General features: G+C 74.9%; 19 protein-coding genes. 9 read left to right on the top strand and 10 right to left on the bottom strand.

Translation table 11 applies throughout. From position 1 onward, the window contains the following. Window positions 1-54 precede the first annotated feature (54 nt). The 3 genes from ACZ46W_RS22975 (at window position 55) to ACZ46W_RS22965 (ending at window position 3,627) form a co-directional block, all read left to right on the top strand. Window positions 55-1,743, top strand: coding sequence for a helix-turn-helix transcriptional regulator (locus tag ACZ46W_RS22975; protein WP_468340387.1), 1,689 nt, complete (start codon window positions 55-57; stop codon window positions 1,741-1,743). 151 nt (window positions 1,744-1,894) lie between these two features. Beyond that, on the top strand, window positions 1,895-2,788 hold the full coding sequence (locus tag ACZ46W_RS22970) for an alpha/beta fold hydrolase (RefSeq protein ID WP_468340384.1): 894 nt from the start codon (window positions 1,895-1,897) through the stop codon (window positions 2,786-2,788). Further along, a complete protein-coding gene (locus ACZ46W_RS22965) occupies window positions 2,785-3,627 on the top strand; it encodes a class I SAM-dependent methyltransferase (RefSeq protein WP_468340381.1) in 843 nt (280 codons plus the stop codon). The genes ACZ46W_RS22970 and ACZ46W_RS22965 overlap by 4 nt, the downstream gene beginning before the upstream one ends. Before the next feature lie 72 nt (window positions 3,628-3,699). Here the strand turns inward: ACZ46W_RS22965 and ACZ46W_RS22960 are convergent, their stop codons facing one another. Continuing rightward, window positions 3,700-4,200: a GNAT family N-acetyltransferase gene (locus ACZ46W_RS22960; protein WP_468340379.1), complete on the bottom strand. Its 501-nt coding sequence runs from the start codon at window positions 4,198-4,200 to the stop codon at window positions 3,700-3,702. 1 nt (window position 4,201) lies between these two features. Further along, a complete protein-coding gene (locus ACZ46W_RS22955; RefSeq protein ID WP_468340376.1) occupies window positions 4,202-5,176 on the bottom strand; it encodes a LysR family transcriptional regulator in 975 nt (324 codons plus the stop codon). Between the two features lie 110 nt (window positions 5,177-5,286). Between ACZ46W_RS22955 and ACZ46W_RS22950 the strand changes: the two genes are divergently transcribed. Both ACZ46W_RS22950 and ACZ46W_RS22945 read left to right on the top strand, forming a co-directional pair. Further along, a complete protein-coding gene (locus ACZ46W_RS22950; protein ID WP_468340374.1) occupies window positions 5,287-5,673 on the top strand; it encodes a DUF4345 domain-containing protein in 387 nt (128 codons plus the stop codon). Between the two features lie 90 nt (window positions 5,674-5,763). Continuing rightward, a complete protein-coding gene (locus ACZ46W_RS22945) occupies window positions 5,764-6,180 on the top strand; it encodes a cold-shock protein (protein WP_468340372.1) in 417 nt (138 codons plus the stop codon). Window positions 6,181-6,195: 15 nt separating this feature from the next. Here ACZ46W_RS22945 and ACZ46W_RS22940 read toward each other — a convergent pair whose 3' ends face one another. After that, entirely contained in the window at window positions 6,196-6,444 is a 249-nt protein-coding gene (locus ACZ46W_RS22940; RefSeq protein WP_468340370.1) for a hypothetical protein, read from the bottom strand. A 66-nt stretch (window positions 6,445-6,510) separates the two neighbouring features. Continuing rightward, entirely contained in the window at window positions 6,511-6,990 is a 480-nt protein-coding gene (locus tag ACZ46W_RS22935) for an NUDIX hydrolase (protein WP_468340367.1), read from the bottom strand. A 64-nt stretch (window positions 6,991-7,054) separates the two neighbouring features. On the opposite strand from ACZ46W_RS22935, the gene ACZ46W_RS22930 reads away from it, so the two are divergent. Next, the gene (locus ACZ46W_RS22930; RefSeq protein WP_468340364.1) at window positions 7,055-7,816 is read left to right on the top strand and encodes a uracil-DNA glycosylase; all 762 of its coding nucleotides are present in this window, start codon (window positions 7,055-7,057) and stop codon (window positions 7,814-7,816) included. On the opposite strand, the gene ACZ46W_RS22925 is transcribed toward ACZ46W_RS22930, so the two are convergent. The 3 genes from ACZ46W_RS22925 to ACZ46W_RS22915 are packed head-to-tail and all read right to left on the bottom strand — an operon-like array spanning window position 7,803 to window position 11,826. Continuing rightward, window positions 7,803-9,023, bottom strand: coding sequence for an FAD-dependent oxidoreductase (locus ACZ46W_RS22925; protein ID WP_468340361.1), 1,221 nt, complete (start codon window positions 9,021-9,023; stop codon window positions 7,803-7,805). The two genes, ACZ46W_RS22930 and ACZ46W_RS22925, sit on opposite strands and share 14 nt — an antisense overlap. Next, window positions 9,020-10,393 carry an FAD-dependent oxidoreductase gene (locus tag ACZ46W_RS22920; protein WP_468340358.1) on the bottom strand — a complete coding sequence of 458 codons (1,374 nt, stop codon included), beginning with the start codon at window positions 10,391-10,393 and terminating at the stop codon, window positions 9,020-9,022. Before ACZ46W_RS22920 ends, ACZ46W_RS22925 begins: the two co-directional genes overlap by 4 nt. Further along, window positions 10,390-11,826: an FGGY family carbohydrate kinase gene (locus ACZ46W_RS22915; RefSeq protein ID WP_468340355.1), complete on the bottom strand. Its 1,437-nt coding sequence runs from the start codon at window positions 11,824-11,826 to the stop codon at window positions 10,390-10,392. The genes ACZ46W_RS22920 and ACZ46W_RS22915 overlap by 4 nt, the downstream gene beginning before the upstream one ends. A gap of 196 nt (window positions 11,827-12,022) precedes the next feature. Between ACZ46W_RS22915 and ACZ46W_RS22910 the strand changes: the two genes are divergently transcribed. Continuing rightward, window positions 12,023-12,994, top strand: coding sequence for a hypothetical protein (locus ACZ46W_RS22910; RefSeq protein WP_468340352.1), 972 nt, complete (start codon window positions 12,023-12,025; stop codon window positions 12,992-12,994). 167 nt (window positions 12,995-13,161) lie between these two features. Next, window positions 13,162-14,691, top strand: a complete 1,530-nt coding sequence (locus ACZ46W_RS22905; protein ID WP_468340349.1) for an amino acid permease — start codon at window positions 13,162-13,164, stop codon at window positions 14,689-14,691. Between the two features lie 52 nt (window positions 14,692-14,743). On the opposite strand, the gene ACZ46W_RS22900 is transcribed toward ACZ46W_RS22905, so the two are convergent. After that, a complete protein-coding gene (locus ACZ46W_RS22900) occupies window positions 14,744-15,475 on the bottom strand; it encodes a GntR family transcriptional regulator (RefSeq protein ID WP_468340346.1) in 732 nt (243 codons plus the stop codon). 193 nt (window positions 15,476-15,668) lie between these two features. Between ACZ46W_RS22900 and ACZ46W_RS22895 the strand changes: the two genes are divergently transcribed. After that, window positions 15,669-16,859, top strand: coding sequence for a zinc-dependent alcohol dehydrogenase (locus ACZ46W_RS22895; RefSeq protein WP_468340343.1), 1,191 nt, complete (start codon window positions 15,669-15,671; stop codon window positions 16,857-16,859). A 143-nt stretch (window positions 16,860-17,002) separates the two neighbouring features. Here ACZ46W_RS22895 and ACZ46W_RS22890 read toward each other — a convergent pair whose 3' ends face one another. Both ACZ46W_RS22890 and ACZ46W_RS22885 read right to left on the bottom strand, forming a co-directional pair. Continuing rightward, window positions 17,003-18,406, bottom strand: coding sequence for an FAD-dependent oxidoreductase (locus ACZ46W_RS22890; protein WP_468340340.1), 1,404 nt, complete (start codon window positions 18,404-18,406; stop codon window positions 17,003-17,005). A gap of 24 nt (window positions 18,407-18,430) precedes the next feature. Further along, complete coding sequence (locus ACZ46W_RS22885) at window positions 18,431-18,817, bottom strand: ArsR/SmtB family transcription factor (RefSeq protein WP_468340337.1); 387 nt, start codon at window positions 18,815-18,817, stop codon at window positions 18,431-18,433. Between the last annotated feature and the right edge of the window lie 72 nt (window positions 18,818-18,889).

Raw genomic sequence — 18,889 nt, 5'->3', positions numbered from 1 at the left:
GACTCGTACGGTGGAGAGAGAGGAACACCGCCGGCCAAGAGGGCGGAGCGAGCCATGGCGGAGCGTTCGGCGGCACAGCGGGCGGCGGCGGACGGCACCGCCGCGGCCGGAGGTCCCCTGGGCGAGGGCCGGGACGCGTTCCGGCGGCGTGCCTGGGCGGAGGCGTACGACAGCCTCGCGGCCGCCGACGCGCGCGAGCCGCTCCCGGCGCCCGACCTGGACCTGCTCGCCCGCGCCGCCTACCTGACCGGCCGGGAGGACCGGGCCGTGGAGCTCTGGGAGCGGGCCCACCTCGCGCTGGGCGAGGCGGGTGCGGCCGGCCCCGCCGCACGCTGCGCCTTCTGGCTCGGCCTCACCCTCGCCCGGTACGGGCACCACGAGCGCGCCGGAGGCTGGTTCGCCCGCGCCGCCCGCTTCCTGGACGACGCGGGCGGGGACCACGTGGAACGCGGCTACCTGCTCGTGCCCGCCGGGCTCCGCGCGATGGGGGCCGGCGACCACGAGGCGGCGCGCGCCACGTTCGCCGAGGCGGCCCGGGTCGCCGACCGGTTCGGCGACCCCGACCTCCTCGCCCTCGGCCGCCTCGGCCAGGGGCAGGCCCTCATCGGCGGCGGCGACGTCGTGCGCGGCCGGGAACTGCTCGACGAGGCGATGGTCGCCGTCACCGCGGGGGAGGTCTCCCCGATCACGGCCGGCATCGTCTACTGCGCCGTGATCATCGCGTGCCGGGACACCTTCGACGTCCACCGCGCCGCCGAGTGGACCGCCGCGCTCAGCCGCTGGTGCGCCTCCCAGCCCGGCCTCAGGCCGTACCGAGGACAGTGCCTGGTCCACCGCTCCGAGATCATGCAGCTCCACGGCGAGTGGGCCGACGCCCTGGCCGAGGCGCAGCAGGCCTGCGTCCGCATGGACACACCGGCCGGCGACCCCGCCGCGGGCATGGCCCACTACCAGCGCGCCGAACTGCTGCGCCTGCGCGGCGCCTTCGGCCGCGCCGAGGAGGCGTACCGCCAGGCCGACCGGTGCGGACACCCGCCGCAGCCCGGGCTCGCCCTGCTGCGGCTGGCCCAGGGCCGTACCGACGAAGCCCTGGCCGCCGTCCGCAGGGTCGCGGCCGAGACGGAGCACGATCCCGTGCGGCGCTCCCGCGTCCTGGCCGCCTACGCCGAGATCGCCCTCGCGGCGGGCGACACCGACGCCGCCCGTGACGCCGCCGACGCGCTCACCGGCGCGGCGGACGACCTGGCCGCGCCCTACCTGCGCGCGGTCGCGTCCGGTGCCCGGGGCGCCGTCCTGCTGGCCGGGGGAGACCCCGAGGGCGCCGGGGAGGCGCTGCGCGGCGCCTGGGCGGCCTGGCGGGAGCTGGAGGTCCCGTACGAGATGGCACGCGTGCGCGTGCTGATGGCCGAGGCCTACCGGGCGCTCGGCGACCACGACTCGGCCGAGATGGAACTGGACGCCGCCCGCGCCGTGTTCGAGCGGCTCGGAGCCGCCCCGCAGATCGCCCGCGTGGACCGGCTCTCCCGGCGCGCCGCGGCCCACCGGCTGCCCGGCGGACTCACCCCGCGCGAGGCGGAGGTGCTGAAGCTCGTCGCGGCGGGCGCCGGCAACCGCGAGATCGCGGCCGCGCTCGTCATCAGCGAGAAGACCGTCGCCCGCCATCTGAACAACATGTTCCACAAGCTGGACGTCGGCTCGCGCGCGGCGGCCACGGCGTACGCGTACGAACACGACCTGGCCTGATCCGGGTGTGGGTGGTTCCACCCACACCGGGCGCGGCGGCAGAGATGCGCATTTCCCCCGATGTGCCGGCGGCCCCGCCGCCGCCACACTCCCCATAGGTCCGCGGAACAGCCCCGGAAGAAGACCGCGGACCCGAGGAGAGGAGGCGGCGATGAACCGCACATCCACCATGGGCGCCGAGGCCCGGCGGCGACTCCTCCAGGAGATCCCGCTCACCGAGCACCGCCGTGACCTGGCCGGCGTCCCCACCGCCGTACTGGAGGGCGGCAGCGGACCGCCGATGGTCCTCCTGCACGGCATCGGGCAGTCCGCCCTCGGGTGGATCGGGGTGATCCCGGACCTGGCGTCGTCCTGGACGCTGATCGTCCCCGACCTGCCCGGCCAGGGCGCCTCCGAGGTCCCCGGCGACGTCACCCTCACCGCGGGCCGGGTCGTGGAGTGGCTGGCGGAGCTCGTCGCCGCCACCTGCGCCACCCCGCCCGTCCTGGTCGGCCACAACCTGGGCGGCGCCGTCGCCGCCCGCTTCGCCGCCGCGCACGGCGGCCGGGTAGCCGCCCTCGTCCTGGTCGACGCCTTCGGCCTGGGCCCGTTCCGCCCGGCCCCGCGCTTCGCGGTCAGCATGGCCGCGTTCCAGATGCGCACCACCGAGCGGACCCGGGACCGGATGCTCGGACGCTGCATGGTCGACTTCGACGGCGTACGCAGCGACTTCGGCGAGCGCTGGGACGGCATCGCCGACTACGCGCTCGACCGGGCCCGCGACCCCGGCGTCAAGGCCGCGGGACGCACGCTCATGAAGGAGTTCGCGCTCCCCGTGATACCCCCGGCCGACCTCGCCGCCATCCCCGCCCCCACGGCCCTCGTCTGGGGCCGCCAGGACCCCGAGGCGCGGCTCCGGTACGGCGAGGAGGCCGCCGCCCGGCACGGCTGGCCGCTGCACGTCATCGACGACTGCGGCGCCGACGCCCACCTCGAACGCCCCGACGCCCTGGTGGCGGCCCTGCGTACCGCCCTGCGCGCCGCGCACGGAAGGACCCGGTCATGACCACCCCCACCAAACCCCCCGGCACCGACCGGATCCGAGCCGCCTGGGACACCCTGGCCGCCGGGTTCGACCGCCACACCACGCCGCACACCATGCGGTTCGGTGAACAGGTCCTGGCCGCGGCCGCCATCGGCCCCGGCACCCGCTTCCTGGACGTGGCCGCGGGCAGCGGCGCCCTGGCCCTGCCCGCGGCGCGCCGGGGCGCCCGGGTCGTCGCCGTCGACATCGCACCGGCGATGGTGGAGCGGCTCGCCGCCCGCGCCCGCGCCGAGGGCCTGGAACACGTCCGCGCGCTCGTCATGGACGGCGAGCACCTGGACCTGGACGACGACACCTTCGACGTCTCCGCGTCGCTCAACGGCGTGTCGCTCTTCCCCGGCCTGGGGCGCGGCCTCGCCGAGATGGCCCGGGTCACCCGCCCGGGTGGCACCGTGCTGGTCGCGGCGTTCGGCCCGCTCCGGAAGGCCGAGTTCATCGCGTGGACGGTGGGCGCCCTGCGGGCCGCCGTCCCCGGCTTCGCCGGCGTGCCGACGGACCCGCCGCCGCTGCCCTTCCGGCTCACGGACCCGGAACGCCTCGCGGCCGTGCTGCGCGAGGCGGGGCTCGCCGACGTGACCGTTCGTCAGGCCGTCATGGACATGGCCTTCGCCTCCGCCTCGGAACTGCTGGACACCATCCGCAGCAGCCACCCTCTCGGCGCGCAGTGGATCTCAGGCCTCACCGAGGCCCGGTCCGCCGAGGTCCGCCAGATACTGGAGGGCATGTTCCGCGAACGCTCGGGCGGTGCCCCGGGCGCCGTCCTGCACACCACGATGAACGTCGCCACGGGCAGGCCCTAGAGGGTGCCGTTCCGGCGCGAGGGCGGGGTCCCGGGCCACACCGCCCAGGGCCCCTCCGGGCGACCCGTGCGCTCACGCCCCGGTCCTCTTGCGGAAGCACACCCGGTCCTGCCCGGGTCCGTCGTAGTCGCGGTGCACCGGCAGGCCGTCGACCTCGTCGTCGCCCGGTACCAGGGCGAAGCCCAGCGCCCGGTGGAACGCGATCGACCCGGCGTTGTCCGGGAACGTCACCGCCCGCACCTCCCGCCGCCCCGCCTCGGCGGCCCGCTCGAAGAACGCCGTGTACAGGCCACGGCCCAGGCCCCGGCCGCGCAGCGCGGGATCGACCGCCACGAAGTGGATGAAGGCGTCCTCCTCGTTGTCGGCGGAGTGCAGGCCGATCAGGAACGCCTTGACCCCCGTACTGTCCTCCGCGACCAGGCTCGTACCCGCGAAGAACTGGAGGAACAGCCTCGGCAGCAGCAGGGACGGCTCACGGGCCTCGGCGGGCGTAGGCGAATCGGCCCACCACCTGTGCACGCACTCCACGAGCGTGCCATGGTCGGACGCGCGCGCCCGGCGCATCATCGGCATGTCAATCCCCTTCGGACTCGGTGTGCTCGGTGTGCCACCAGCGAGGGTTCGGGTGGGTCCCTCCCATCCCCACCATGCCGCCCACCACGCGGCGCAGCGCGGCGACCTCCGGTGTGTCGCGGCGTGCGGATGACCAGGCGAGCACCGCCGTGCACACCGGCGCGTCCGGCACGTCGACGTAACGGATGCCCGGCCGGGGGAACAGCTCGCGGCAACTGGCCGACACCAACCGGACGCCCAGCCCCCGGCTCACCGCCGATATGCCGGCCTCGAACGTCGTGGCCTCGTGCGCGGTGTACGTGACCGGCGTCCCGTCCGGACGCGGGTCCGCCGCCCAGAAGTCCCGCCACACCCGGGCCACCCGCGGCGACGAGCCGATGACGGGCAGGCCGGCCAGCTCCGCGAGCGACACGGACGGCCGGCCGGCCAGCGGATGGCCCTCCCACAGGCAGACCACCTGCCCCTCGGTCGCCAGCGGAAGCGTCTGGACACCGGGCGGCATGGGGGCGTAGGCCAGCACGGCGTCCACCCGGCCCTCCAGCAGCGCGGCGGTCTGCTCGACGAAATCCACCTCCCGCAGCACCACGTCCAGGCCGGGGTGACGTTCGCGCAGCCGCTCGGCCAGGGTGGTGATGACGGGGAGGGCGGTGATGTAGCAGCCGAGGACCAACCGCCCCGTGAGCAACCCGGCCCGCGCGCGCACCGCCTCCCGCAGCCCGTCCGCGGCCTCCACCACGGCCCGGACGCGGGGCAGCAGCGCCTCCCCGGCGGCGGTGAGCCGCACGCGCCGGGTGGAGCGCTCCAGGAGGACGAGGCCCAGGTGGTCCTCCAGCCTGCGGATCTGGCGGCTGAACGCCGGCTGGCTGATGTAGAGGCGTGCGGCCGCCCGGCCGAAGTGCAGCTCCTCGGCCAGCACCAGCAGCAGCCGCAGTTGGTGCACGCTCGGATCGGGCCCGCTCCCCGGCTCGCCATCCATACCCGGAACGGTATCAATCCGCCCGGGAAACGCATCATTGCGCGCTTCCGTACGGGTCCCGCTCAGGCCGACCATGGAGACCGCCACCCGGTCGGAATCGAGGAGCCGTCATGTCGCAACGCCGTGTCTTCCGGTCAGTGCTCGTCCTGCTCGCACTGTTCGTCCTGGTCACCGGCCTGTTGGAGATCGTCGTCGGACCCTCGTTGCTGCCCGGGAGCCCGGAGGTGAGCACCACCGTCGACAGCAACTACCGCTTCTTCGCCGGCATCTGGTGCGCGCTGGGCATCGTCCTGATGGCCACCGCGCGGGCACCGGAGGGTCACGCGCCCGCCCTCCGGGCCGTCTTCGGCGCCGTGTTCCTCGGGGGAGTGGCACGCGCGATCTCGTACCTGGACGTCGGGGCGCCGCACGCGATGCACACGGCCTTCATCGGCGTCGAGCTGCTCCTGCCGCCGCTGATGCTGCTCTGGTACTCCCGCGTCCGCGCGACGCTGTAGATTCACCGCCGAGCCGAGCGGACCCGGGCGGAACGACCACGGGCACGCGCCCGGGTGGAACGGCAGTGGTGTTGGCGTGGAGGTACGGCTGTGTTGATGGTGGGCAAGATCCTTCGGTTCGACGAGGTCCGCGGTTACGGGTTCATCGTCCCCAGGGAAGGGGGCGAGGACGTCTTCATGCACGCGAACGACCTGGTGGACGACAAGTACCTCTACCAGGCGGGCCGCGAGGTCGAGTTCTACCTGGAGATGGGCGACAAGGGTCCCAAGGCGTCCGAGATCCGGCTCGTCCACCAGCCCACCCGCCGGCCGGCGCCCGCGACCGCGCCGGTACCGCGGGACGACCCGGACGACGACACGCTGGACGTACTGTCCACCGCCGAGTTCCAGGCCGAGCTGACCGAGGCCCTCATCGACGCCGACGGAACGCTGACCACCGCCCAGCTCAAGCGCGTGCGCACCCGCGTCGCCGAACTGGCGCGCGCGCACGGGTGGGTGGAGGGCTGACCGGGCCGCGCGCGGCTACGGGCCGGCCGCGCCGCCCGGTGAGCGGAGCGCGGCCACCAGCCGCAGCAGCCGCTCCTCGTTGCCGGTCAGGCCGGCCCGGCGCAGCGCCTGGTCCGCCTCCGCCATGGGCGACGACAGGTAGACCCCCGCCATCGGGGCGAGCGCCGGGTCGGTGAGCACCGCCCGGGCGGCCTCCATCAGCCGCACGTACGCCTGGGCGGCGGCGCGCTCGTGCTCGGTCAGGTCGGGCAGCACGGTCGTCATCTGTCTCTCCCCGTAGGCTCGTTGGTGCGATCCGTCGTGGTCCACCTTTCCGTACGGCACTGACAATCAGCCCCCGTCGCGCCCGCGCACGTGCTCCGCCAGCCGCTCCAGGAACACCCGCTGAGCCGAGACGAGCCGGGGCGCCGCCTCCTCGGGAGTCATCCACGCCACCCGGTCGACCTCCGGGAACTCCCGCGTCCGCCCCGAGCCGCGCGGCCACTCCATCGTGAACGTCCCCGGCACCACCGCCGCCGGGTCCAGGTCGCCCTCCACCGCCCACACCGTGACGATCTTGCCGCTCGCCTGGCGCGTCTCACCGAGCGGCACCGGCTCCCCGTCCGGCACCGGCAGGCCCAGCTCCTCCACGAACTCGCGCCGCGCGGCCGCCTCGGGCGTCTCGTCCGCCTCGTACTCGCCCTTCGGCACCGACCAGGCCCCGGCGTCGCGCGACGCCCACAGCGGCCCGCCCATATGGGCGATCAGCACCTCCAGGCGCCCGCCCGAGGTACGGAACAGCAGCAGACCCGCGCTTCGCTTCACCGTCATGCCGGAAAGTCTGCCCGCGTCCCCGGCGCGTTAGCGTCGAACACACACCCCGAAGGGAGGACCGATGCCCACGCCGCCCGAGCGGCCCGACTTCCCCGTACGGGAGGCGGCCCGCGCCCCCTCCGTGCCCGCACTCGACGAGCGCGTCACGCACTGCCGCGCCTGCCCGCGCCTGGTGGCCTGGCGGGAGCAGGTGGCCCGCGAGGGGCGCCGCGCCTACGCCGGGTGGGACTACTGGGCCCGGCCCGTACCCGGCTTCGGCCCCGACGACGCCAGGCTCCTCGTCGTCGGCCTCGCCCCGGCCGCCCACGGCGGCAACCGCACCGGCCGCATGTTCACCGGCGACCGCTCCGGCGACGTCCTGTACGCCGCGCTGCACCGGATCGGCCTCGCGAACCAGCCGGACGCCACCGACCCGGACGACGGGCTGCGCCTGTACGGAGTACGCGTCACCGCCCCCGTCCACTGCGCCCCGCCCGCCAACAAGCCCACCCCCCTCGAACGCGACACCTGCCGCCCCTGGCTGGCCGGTGAACTGCGCCTGCTGCGCCCCACCGTGCGCGCCCTCGTCGTCCTCGGCGCCTTCGGCTGGCAGGCCGTCCTACCCGCGCTGGCGGCGGCCGGCTGGTCGGTGCCCCGGCCCCGGCCCGCCTTCGCGCACGGGGCGCACACCAGGCTGGCCGCCACCGACGGCGGACCGGACCTGGAACTGTTCGGCTGCTACCACGTCAGCCAGCGCAACACCTTCACCGGCCGCCTCACGCCCACCATGCTGACGGACGTGCTGGCGCGTGCGGCGGAAGCCGCCGGGCTCACAGCACCCTGATCCGCACCGGCCCGCCGTCCGCATCCACCCGCGCCGCCCACGCGCCGGACAGCGGCATCGAGTGGTACGGGCCGACCGTGCGCCACACCCGCTGCCGGTGCAGCAGCACACCGTCCTGGCTCACGACCACCACCGGCCGCACCAGGGGCCGGCCCGCCCGCACCAGGAACCGGCCACCGGCCGCCCCCAGCCGATTCGGCAGCAGCCGGGCGGGCACCCGCCGATCGGGCACCAGCCGGTTCGGCACCACCCACCGCAGCGGCGCGTCCACCACCACGGGCACCGAGGACCCCGGCCAGGGGACGCCACCCGCCAGGTACGCCAGCACCGGCCCCGCCACCGCCCGCCCCTGCACGACCGCAATACCGGCCGGCTCGCCCCCGTGCAGTACGTCGCCCACCGCGAACACGCCCGCCACCGACGTCCGGAACGCGCCGTCCACCGCCGGGCCGCGCGTCGCCGGGTCCATGACGACCCCGCCCAGCCGCGCGGTCTCGTGCTCGGGCACCCAGTCGCCGGTGAACACCACCGTGTCGCACGCCACGGTCGCCGCTCGCCCGTCCCGGTGCCGCACCCGCACCCCCGACAGCCGCCCCCGGCCCGCAAGTTCGGCGACCACGGTCCCACCCAGCACGGGCAACCGCCCGGTGAGCGCCCCAGGGCGGCGCCACGGCTGCTCCGTGACCACCGCGGCCACCTCCACGCGCGCGTGGCGCAGCGCCCGCACCGCCTCCCAGGAGACCGGCTCCGCCCCGACGACCACCGCACGGGTGCCGACGTCCTGCCCGTACACGTACACCGACCGCAGCAGCTCGCCCGTCGTCAGGACCCCGGCCGGCCGGGTGCCCGGCACCAGGCGGGCGCCGCGCGGCAGTTCCCGGGCGCCCGTCGCCAGGACCACCGCCCGCGCGGTGACCCGCTCCCGGCCGGCCGGGCTCGTCGTGTCGAGCGTCAGCGGGCCGGACCAGCCGGTGACGGTGACGCCGGTGCGGAGCACCGCCCCGGCCCTCACCGCCTGTGCCCGTACCGCCCCGGTCCCCACCGCCCCGGCCCATACCTTCGCGTCCGCCCCTCTCCGGGCGCCCAGCGGCTCCCGCTCCAGCACCTCCACCGTGCCCGCGCCCAGGGCGGCCAGCCGGCCGGCCGCCGCGAGTCCGGCCGGGCCCGCCCCGACGACGAGCACATCCACCGCGCGCGTGCCGGTCACCGTGCCTCCTCGCACATCGCCCGCAGGGCCGCCCCGCAGAAGGAGCCCTGGCAGCGGCCGGCGCCCGCCCGCGTCCGGCGCCGCAGCCCGGCCGTCGAGGCGGGCGGGATCACCGAGGCGAGCGCGTCGCGGATCTCGCCCCGCGTCACCCGCTCGCAGGGGCACACGATCTCGCCGTACGCCGGGTCCGCCGCGATCGCCTCCGCGTCCGCGTACGGGCGGGGAAACGCCTCACCCAGGTTCGGCATCCGTACCGCCGGGAGCTCACGCGCGGGGCCCGGCTCCAGACCGGCGTCCCGGAGCAGTCCGAGCACATGGGCGGCGACCGCCATCGATGCCGTCAGCCCCGTCGAGCGGATGCCGCCCACCGTGACGTACCGCTGCTCCGGGTGGCAGGCGATCCGGTAGTCGTCCTCCTCGGTCGCCGCCCGCAGCCCCGCGTACACCGCCGTGACCTCCTCCTCCAGCAGCGCGGGCAGGATCCGCCGGCCCCTCTCCCGCAGGAACGCCAGCCCTTCGGCCGTCGACCCGGTCGCCGTCCTGTCGTCGAGGTCCTCGGCGGTCGGGCCGAGCAGCACCTTGCCGTGCACCGTCGGAGCGACCAGTACGCCCTTGCCGAGCGCGGTCGGCACCGGCAGCAGGATGTGCCGGACCAGGTCGCGGGCGAACGCGTCGAACACGATCAACTGGCCGCGCCGGGGCATCACCGTGAAGTCGCGGTGACCGAGCCGCCGGTCGAGCTCGTCCGCGTACAGACCCGCGGCGTTGACCAGGTACCGGGTACGCAGCACGCCACGGCTCGTGACCAGCTCATGGCCCGGACGGACGTCCTCCACCCGGCAGTCCAGGTGCAGGTCCACCCTCGCGCGGACGGCCTGGGTGGCGTACGCGAGCGTCGTCGTCCACGGGCAGATGACGCTCTCGCCGGGCACGTCCAGCGCGCCGAGGGCGCCCGGGCCGAGGTGCGGTTCGCGGGCGCGCAGCTCGTCGGCGCCGATGATCCGGGCGTCGCCGCAGCCGTTCTCGCCCGCCTTGCGCGCCAGCCCCGGCAGCGCGGCGAGCTGCTCCTCGTCCCAGGCGACCAGCAGCGCGCCCACCGGCTCCACCGGGATGCCCGCCTCGGCGGCGTACGCGGCGAGCCGCCGCTGTCCCTCCCGTACCAGCCGAGCCTCCAGCGACCCGGGCACGGCGTCGAAACCGGTGTGCAGGATCGCGGTGTTGGCCTTCGACGTGCCCTCGCCGACATCGGCGGCGGCGTCCACCAGGGCGGTGCGCAGCGGGAAGCGGGCCAGCTCGCGGGCGATGGCGGAGCCGACCACCCCGGCGCCGACGACCACCACGTCGTACGGCTCCTTGGGCAGGGCCGTCACGGCGTACGCTCAAGCAGCGCGGAGACGGCCGTACGGAAGGCGCCCAGGCGTTCGGCGGCCTCGGTGGCCGTGACGCGCGGCTCGTACACGGCGGACGGCCGCCACGGCGGGACCGCCTCCTTGAGCGGGAGGGCCGGATCGAGGCCCATACGCGCGAGGGCGCCGACGCCGAGCGCGGTGGCGTCCGGCAACGCCGATACCTCCACGGGCAGTTGCAGGAGGTCCGCCTGGGTCTGCATCAGCAGCGCCGAGCGGGTCAGCCCGCCGTCGACCCGCAGGGACGCGAGCGGCGCGCCCAGGTCCGCCCCGGCCGCCGACGCCAGCTCCACCACCTGCGCGGCGATGCCCTCGCACAGCGCCCGCACCAGGTGCCCGGCGGTCGTGTCCAGGCCCAGTCCGGTCAGCGACCCGCGCACGTCCCCGCGCCACCACGGCGCCGCGAGCCCGGCCAGCGCCGGTACGAACGTGACGCCGCCCGCGTCCGGCACGGTGGACCCCACCCGGTCGAGGTCGGCGGCCCCGCCGATCACCCCCAGGTCGGTGAGCCAGCGCACGGCGGAGGCGGCCGTGTACACCTGCCCGTCCAGGCAGTAGCCGGTCCGCCCGGCGAGCCGCCACGCCACACAGCTCACCAGCCCCGAGTCACCGCGCCGGGGCCGGTCGCCGGTCTGCGCGAGGAGGAACGCACCCGTGCCGTAGGTGCACTTGGCGGCGCCCGGCTCGATGGCGCCCTGCGCGAGGAGCGCGGCCTGCTGGTCGACCAGGAGCCCCGTCAGGGGAACCTCGGCGCCGAAGGCGCCCGTGACGCCCACCGGCCCGGCCGCGTCCACGATCCGCGGCAGCCGCTCGCCGGACAGCCCGAAGACCTCCAGCGCCTCCGCGGACCAGTCGACCCGGTCCAGGTCGAGGAGCTGGGTGCGCCCGGCCGTCGCCGCGTCCGTGACGAACTCCCCGGTCAGTTGCCGCACCAGCCAGGCGTCGCTGGTCGTGACCACGCCCTCCCGGGTCAGGTGGCGGCGGATCCAGGCCATCTTCGGCGCGGCGAAGTACGGGTCGAGCGGGAGGCCGGTGGTCTTGCGCAACCGGTCGGCGTGCGGGGCGAGCTGGGCGCAGACCTCCTCGGCCCGCTTGTCCTGCCAGACGATCGCGTGCGTCAGCGGCGCGCCGGTCGCCGGGTCCCAGGCGAGGACGGTCTCGCCCTGGTTGGCCAGGCCCACGGCCACGACCGGCTCCCCGGCGGCGGCCAGGGCCCGGCGCCCGGCGTCGGTGACCGAGTCCAGCAGCTCGCGCGGTTCGGCCTCCACCCGGCCGCCCGGAAGGTGGCGGGGGCGCACCGGCGCCGTACCGGAGCCGATCACTCCGCGGTCCGGACAGATCACCAGGGCCTTGGTCCCCGACGTGCCCTGATCGACGGCCAGCACGGGGCCCGTCATCGCCCACTCCCGTCCACTCGTGTCCGTTCAACTCCCTTGAGTTTACGGATCATTTCGAATCCCGCACGAAAGTGGACCACGATCGTCCATCGCGGCCTATAGTGATCGCCGATCAACGGCCGGTAGTCAAGGAGTGTCCGACCGCTCTCCTTGGCGTGCCGTGCACCCCCCAACCCCACGCCCGCTCAGAGGACCCATGACCGTCACACCGGTGTACCACCCGGCGGGCCACGACAGCGCCTTGCGCGGAGTGCTGGAGGACCTGCGTACCGGACGCTGGCTGTCGATGGCCCAGCTCCTGGCCGACACCCCCGACTGGCCGGCGTGGACCCGGCGCACCCAGGTGCTGGCCGCCGTCGCGGCCGGTTCCGACGTCGTCCAGGTCTGGCGCGCCGAGCAGCCCCACAGCGCCGCCGCGGCCGTCATGCACGCCCGGGTCGCCGTGGAACGCGCCCTGCGCGCCCACCGCGAGGACCACCCGCGCACCGGGGAGCTGTGGCGGCTCGCCTGGGAGGCCTGCCAGGCCGCCGCCCATGTGGCCCCCGCCGACCCGGTGCCCTGGGTGTGCCTGCTGGCCCTCGCCGTACTGGACGACGGACAGCGCCTCGACGCGCACCGGGTGCGGCCGCCCGGGCCGATGCTGCCGCCGGGGCCGTGGAACCTGCTCGCGGAGGCCGACAAGCGCGACCCGCACAACCGTGAGGCCTACCACCGGATGCTCCAGTTCCTCTACGCCCGCCACCGGGGCAGCGGCTCCCTCCCGGAGGCCGTCAACTTCGTCCAGTGGGCCGCCGGTTCGGCGCCTCCGGGCTCCGCCCTGCACGTGCTGCCGCTGTACGCCAGGGTCGAGCGGTACCGCCGCCACCGGGGGCAGGAAAAGGCGCTGGACCTGCACTGGGTCGCCGAGGACGCGGCGCGGGACGCCGAACGGGCCCTGCTCGCCTGGTTCGACCACACCGACCCGGCCACCGCCTCGCTCCTCGACCTCAGCCACCTGGCGCACGCCCTGTGGGGAGCGCTCCGGTTCGACGCCGCCGCCCGCGTCTTCACCGCGCTGGGCCCGTACTACACCCCGCAGCCCTGGGCGTACCGCACCCGTGACCCCGCCGACCGGTCCCTCGCCGAGGAGCTGTTCACCCGCGCCCGCACCCGCTGCCTGACCGCGTGACCGCGTGACCGCGGCGCCGCGGACCGCGGGGGCCGCCTGACCGAAGCCCCGCGGACCGCAGGGCCGCCTGACCGCAGCCCCGCCTGACCGCAGGGCCGTGTGACCGCCCCGAGCCGACCCCCGCCCCCAGCCGACCCGAGAGACACCCACCACCCGGAGGTACCGCCATGTCCCGCACCATATGGGCCGGCCAGGAGCGGCCGGCACCGCCGCACACGGACGAGGAGGAACGGCTGAGGGAGCTCGGCTACCAGCCGGTCCTGGCCCGCCGCATGGGAGGCTTCGGCAACTTCGCCATCAGCTTCTCCGTGATCTCCATCCTCTCCGGCTGCATGACCCTCTACGGCTTCGGCCTCGGCACCGGCGGCCCGGCCGTGATGATGTGGGGCTGGGCGGGCGTGGGCCTGTTCGTGCTCTGCGTCGGCATGGCGCTCGCCGAGGTCACCAGCGCCTACCCCACCTCCGGGGCCCTCTACTACATGGCCGACCGGCTCGGCGGACGGCGCTGGGGCTGGTACACCGGGTGGCTGAATCTGCTCGGTCTGCTCGGGGCGATCGCCGGAATCGACTACGGCGCCGCCCTGTTCACCGGCGCGTTCCTCAACCTGCGCTTCGGTTTCGTGCCCACGCCCGGCTCCACCTTCGTCATCTTCCTGTGCATCCTGCTGCTGCACGCCGTGCTGAACCTCTTCGGCGTCCGCCTGGTCAGCGTGCTCAACTCCATCAGCGTCTGGTGGCACCTGACCGGTGTCGCCGTCATCGTCGGCGCGCTCGCGATCGTCCCCGACCACCACCAGTCGGCCGGATTCGTCTTCACCGAGTTCGTCAACGACACCGGCTGGGCCAACCCGTTCTACGTGGCGGCCATCGGCCTGCTCCTCGCGCAGTACACCTTCTCCGGGTACGACGCCTCCGCCCACCTCTCCGAGGAGACGTCCAACGCGTCCGTCTCGGCCGCCAAGGGCATCGTCCGGGCCATCTGGGTCTCGTGGATCGCCGGGTTCGCGCTGCTCGCCGGGCTGACCTTCGCCATCCAGGACTACGCCGGCACCCAGAACAGCGCCACCGGTGTGCCGCCCGCGCAGATCCTGCTCGACGCGCTCGGCTCCGGCGGCGCCACCGCCCTGCTGCTCGTCGTCATCGTCGCGCAGCTCTTCTGCGGCAACGCCGAGGTGGCCGCCGCCAGCCGCATGGTGTTCGCCTTCAGCCGGGACAACGCGCTGCCCGGCTCGTCGCTCTGGCGGAGGGTCAGCACCCGCACCCAGACCCCGGTGCCCGCCGTCTGGCTGTCGGTGGCCGTCGCCGGCGTGCTCGCGGTGCCGTCGCTGTACTCGGCCACCGCCTACGGCGCGGTCACCGCCATCAACGTCATCGGCATCACGCCCGCGTACGCGATCCCGATCTTCCTGCGGCTGCGCGCGGGCGACCGGTTCCGGCCCGGCCCCTGGTCCCTGGGCCGCTGGAGCAAGCCGATCGGCTGGACGGCCGTCGTGTGGGTGGCGGTGGTCACGGTGCTGTTCTGCCTGCCGCAGAAGTCGCCGGTGACCATCGACTCGATGAACTACGCCGTGATCGCGCTCGCGGTGGTGCTGATCCTCGCCAGCGTCTGGTGGTACGTCGCCCGCCGCTCCTACGGCACACCGGCCCCGTACGGCAACGCCCGTGAGCAGGCGGAGCTCGCGGAGGGCATCGTCTGACGGTCGGCGCCGGACACGATCAGCGCCGGACACGGCCCGGCCCCGGACACGGTCAGCCCGTGAACTCGTAGGTCCACGAGGCCGCCTCGGGCGCGAACCGGATGTCGGTCACCTCCAGCACATGACCGTGCTGGTCGCTCACGACCCGGTGCACGGTCAGGCACGTGGTGGCCACCGGGCCGTGGCCGACGCCGATCGACTCGCGGCGCGTCAGCCGCAGCCCCGCGCGGTGCATCCAGTGGTACAGCAGCCGCAGGTCGGGCCGCGCGGGCCAGGACTCCCGCCGCCGGTAGCGGGCCAGTTCGGGCACCTCGGCCAGCGCGTGCCGGGAGAACCGGGACAGCGCCTCCTGTACGGGGCTCTCGCCGGTGCCCGGCACGTGGTGGCGGTGGACCAGCGACGGCTCGCCGGGCAGCAGCCCCAACCGCTCGGCGAGCGCCGTCGGGGTGGGCTCCCAGGCGAGCCGGGTCACGGCGGACGCGTCGGGGGAGCCCGTCCCGCACGGGAACCGCAGCAGGCCCGGCGCGAGGACCGGCCCGGCGGCCTCGGGCGCGGCGGCCGCGGCGAACGTGCCGCGCCGCTCGGTCACCACCAGCCGCTCGTCGCGCAGCAGTTGGAGCGCGTTGCGCACGGTGTGCCGGTTGACCCGGAAGCGGCGCACCAGGGAGCGCTCGGACGGAAGCCTGGTGCCGGGGGCGATGCGTCCCTGGGTGAGGTCGTCGCGCAGCGCGGCGGCGACCCGGAGGTAGAGCGGAAGTGACGCGGGGGCCTGGGGCTCAGCCATGTTCAACCCTCAATTTCCTTCGCTCACAGTAGTCGAGCGTGCCGTGTGGGTGATCAATCCCTATCATTGGTCTAAACCTTCTAGGAAGGGGTTGCCCGGCATTCCCTCGCACTCTGGCCGAATCGGATTCACCTCCACGGCGCCCGGGTACCCGGCCCGCGCCCCCGCAGGAGCCGGTGAAGGGACATGCACGATGAGGGCCGTGACATGGCAGGGAAAGCGCGACGTACGGGTGGAGACCGTGCCCGACCCGAAGATCGAGGAGCCCACCGACGCGGTCATCAAGGTCACGTCCACCGGTCTGTGCGGCTCGGACCTGCATCTGTACGAGGTGCTGACCCCGTTCATGACCCCGGGTGACATCCTCGGGCACGAGCCGATGGGCATCGTGGAGGAGGTCGGCTCCGAGGTCCCGGACCTCAAGCCGGGGGACCGCGTGGTCGTCCCGTTCCAGATCGCCTGCGGCCGCTGCTGGATGTGCTCCGCCGGCCTGCCGACCCAGTGCGAGACCACCCAGGTCACCGAGGAGGGCATGGGGGCCGCGCTCTTCGGCTACACCAAGCTGTACGGCGCCGTGCCCGGCGGCCAGGCCGAGTACCTCCGCGTCCCGCAGGCCCAGTTCGGCCCCATCAAGGTCCCCGAGGGCCCGCCGGACGACCGCTTCCTGTACCTCTCCGACGTCCTGCCCACTGCCTGGCAGGCGGTCCAGTACGCCGCCGTCCCCCCGGGCGGCTCCGTCGCCGTCCTCGGGCTCGGCCCCATCGGCGACATGAGCTGCCGCGTCGCCCTCCACCAGGGCGCCGCCCAGGTCATCGGCGTCGACCTCGTACCCGAACGCCTCCAGCGCGCCCGGGAGCGCGGCGTCGAGGTGTTCGACCTGAACCGGTACGACAAGCACGACGACCTCGTCGACGCCGTCAAGGAGCGCACCGCGGGACGCGGCCCCGACGCCGTCATCGACGCGGTCGGCACCGAGGCCCACGGCAGCCCGGTCGCCCGCGTCCAGCAGAACGCGGCCGGGCTGCTGCCCAAGGCGTGGGCGGCCAAGCTGCACCAGAAGGTGGGCGCCGACCGGCTGGCCGCCCTGTACCTGGCGATCGACCTCGTACGGCGCGGCGGCACCATCTCGCTGAGCGGCGTCTACGGAGGAGCGGCCGACCCGCTGCCGATGATGACGCTGTTCGACAAGCAGATCCAGCTCCGCATGGGGCAGGCCAACGTCCGCCGCTGGACCGACGACATCCTGCCGCTCCTCACCGACGAGGACCCGCTCGGCGTGGACGGCTTCGCCACCCACCACCTCCCGCTCGCCGACGCCCCGCACGCCTACAAGATGTTCCAGCAGAAGCGGGAGGGCGCCGTAAAGGTCGTGATGCGCCCCTGAGCGCCGATGGCCGTGCACGCCCCTGAGCGCCGATGGCCGTGCCGCGCCCCTGAGCGCCGTCATGGCCGTGACGCGCCCCTGGACGCCGTCATGGCCCTGACCCGCCCCTGACCGGGCCGGCAGGGGCAGCCGGGCCGGCCCGGTCAGCCGGCGTCCGCCTCCCGCCGCAGCGGCGGCTCCGTCGGCGCCGGGGGCACCGGGCCGAACAGCACCGCACGCAGCACCGGCGGGGCGAACAGCGCGCTGAGCGGCTCCGCCAGCGACAGGGCCGCCCGGAAGGCGGCGCCCACGACCGGGTCGCCCGGCGCGCGCTCCTGCACCCGCTTCAGGTACCAGGAGGCCGGCCGGTCGGCGGCCCGGGTCCGTACGGCGTCGCCCCGGGCGCCCGGCATGTTCTTGTCCGCGCCCGCGGAGATGTCCCACGCCTGCTTCGAGGCGTCGAACAGCGCCCGCTGGACCCGGCGCGTGGTCGGCGTCCGGCGCGGGTCCGCCAGTGCGTCGCGCAGCGCCACCGCGCCGATCGCGGCGACCGACATGCCCTGCCCGTAGATGGGGTTGAAGGTGCACAGGGCATCGCCCGTGACGAGGAACCCGGTCGGGCGGCGGCCGGGAAGGTCGTAACGGCGCCGTACGTTGGCCGTCTTGCGGAAGCCGTGGACCGCCGACTCCGGCTCCGCCTTGGCCAGCCAGTCCCGCAGGATGGGGTGCGGCAGTTGCTCCGCGTACTTCTCGAACGCGTCCTCGTCCGTGGGCGGTTCCTGGCCGCGCAGCCCGGAGAGGGTGACCAGGTAGCGCCCGCCCTCGATGGGCAGCGCCACGCCGGCGTACGTCTGCTCGGGGTTGGGCACGATGTACTGGCCGGTGAAGTCCCCGCCGTCCGCCGCCGGGCCCGGCCGGTATACGCGCGTCGCGTACGCCAGGCCCGTGTCGATGACCTCCTCGCGCGGCGGCTCCGCCCCGATCGCCGCGAGCCACTCCGGGGCGCGCGAGCCACGGCCCGAGGCGTCCACCACCAGGTCCGCCTCCAGTGTGTGCGGCTCCTTGTTCCTGCCCGCGCCGCGCTCGCGCAGGAGCACCCCCCGTACCCGGGTGGCGTCACCGGCCAGGCCCACGGCCTCGGTGCCCTCCACCGTGGCGATCCTCGGGTCGGCCAGGACGCGGCGGCGCAGCACCTGTTCGATCAGCGGGCGGGAACCGGTGAAGAGGTACGCGGTGGCCGGGGTGCGGCGGTACCAGACCCCGCCCTGCCACTGGACCATGTCCTCGGGCATGCCGACCCTGGGCGAGCCCTGCTCCCGCAGCTCGTCGAGGACGCCCGGGAGCAACCGCTCCAGCGCGCGCTGGCCGCCGTCGATCAGGACGTGCAGGTGCCGCCCTTGCGGCACCCCGGCGCGCGGCTCGGGTTCCTCCGGGAAGCGGTCGCGCTCGACGATCGTCACGCGGTCGGCGTGTTCGGCGAGCACGTGGGCCGCGAGCAGTCCCGCGATGCTTCCGCCCACCACCACGGCGTGCCGTGTACCGCGACTCGTTCCCAACTGGTCGGTCATGCGCGTCCCTTCGCGTCGGGCAGGCTACGACTCCCCAGTATCCACGGTCCGTTGGGGCAGCCGGGGCAGGTCCCGCGCGCCGAGTCGGAGGTGTTCGATGTGGTAGACGGCCTCGTCGAGGAGCTGGGCGACGTGGTTGTCGTACAGGCTGTACTCGATGCGCCGGCCCTGCCGCACCCCGGTGACCAGGCCCAGGGCGCGCAGCAGCCGCAGTTGGTGCGAGACCGCCGACTGCTCCATGGCGACCGACTCGGCCAGCTCCGTCACTCCGCACGGCCCCTGGCGGAGCCGAGTGAGGATCATCAGCCGGGACGGCGTGGCGAGGGCCTGGAGCGTGGCGGCGATGGTGGCGGCGGACTCCGCGTCCAGGCGGGCCGCTGGGGTCGTCTCACCGTTCACTCCGTGTCCCATGCGGGTCATCGTAACCGTGTGCCCAGCCGTACAGATGAAGAGCTCTTCATGTGTTCCGCTATGGTGGTGCCG

The organism is Streptomyces sp. NPDC031064 (assembly GCF_055570965.1).
This window is presented reverse-complemented; position numbering and strand designations above follow the sequence as displayed.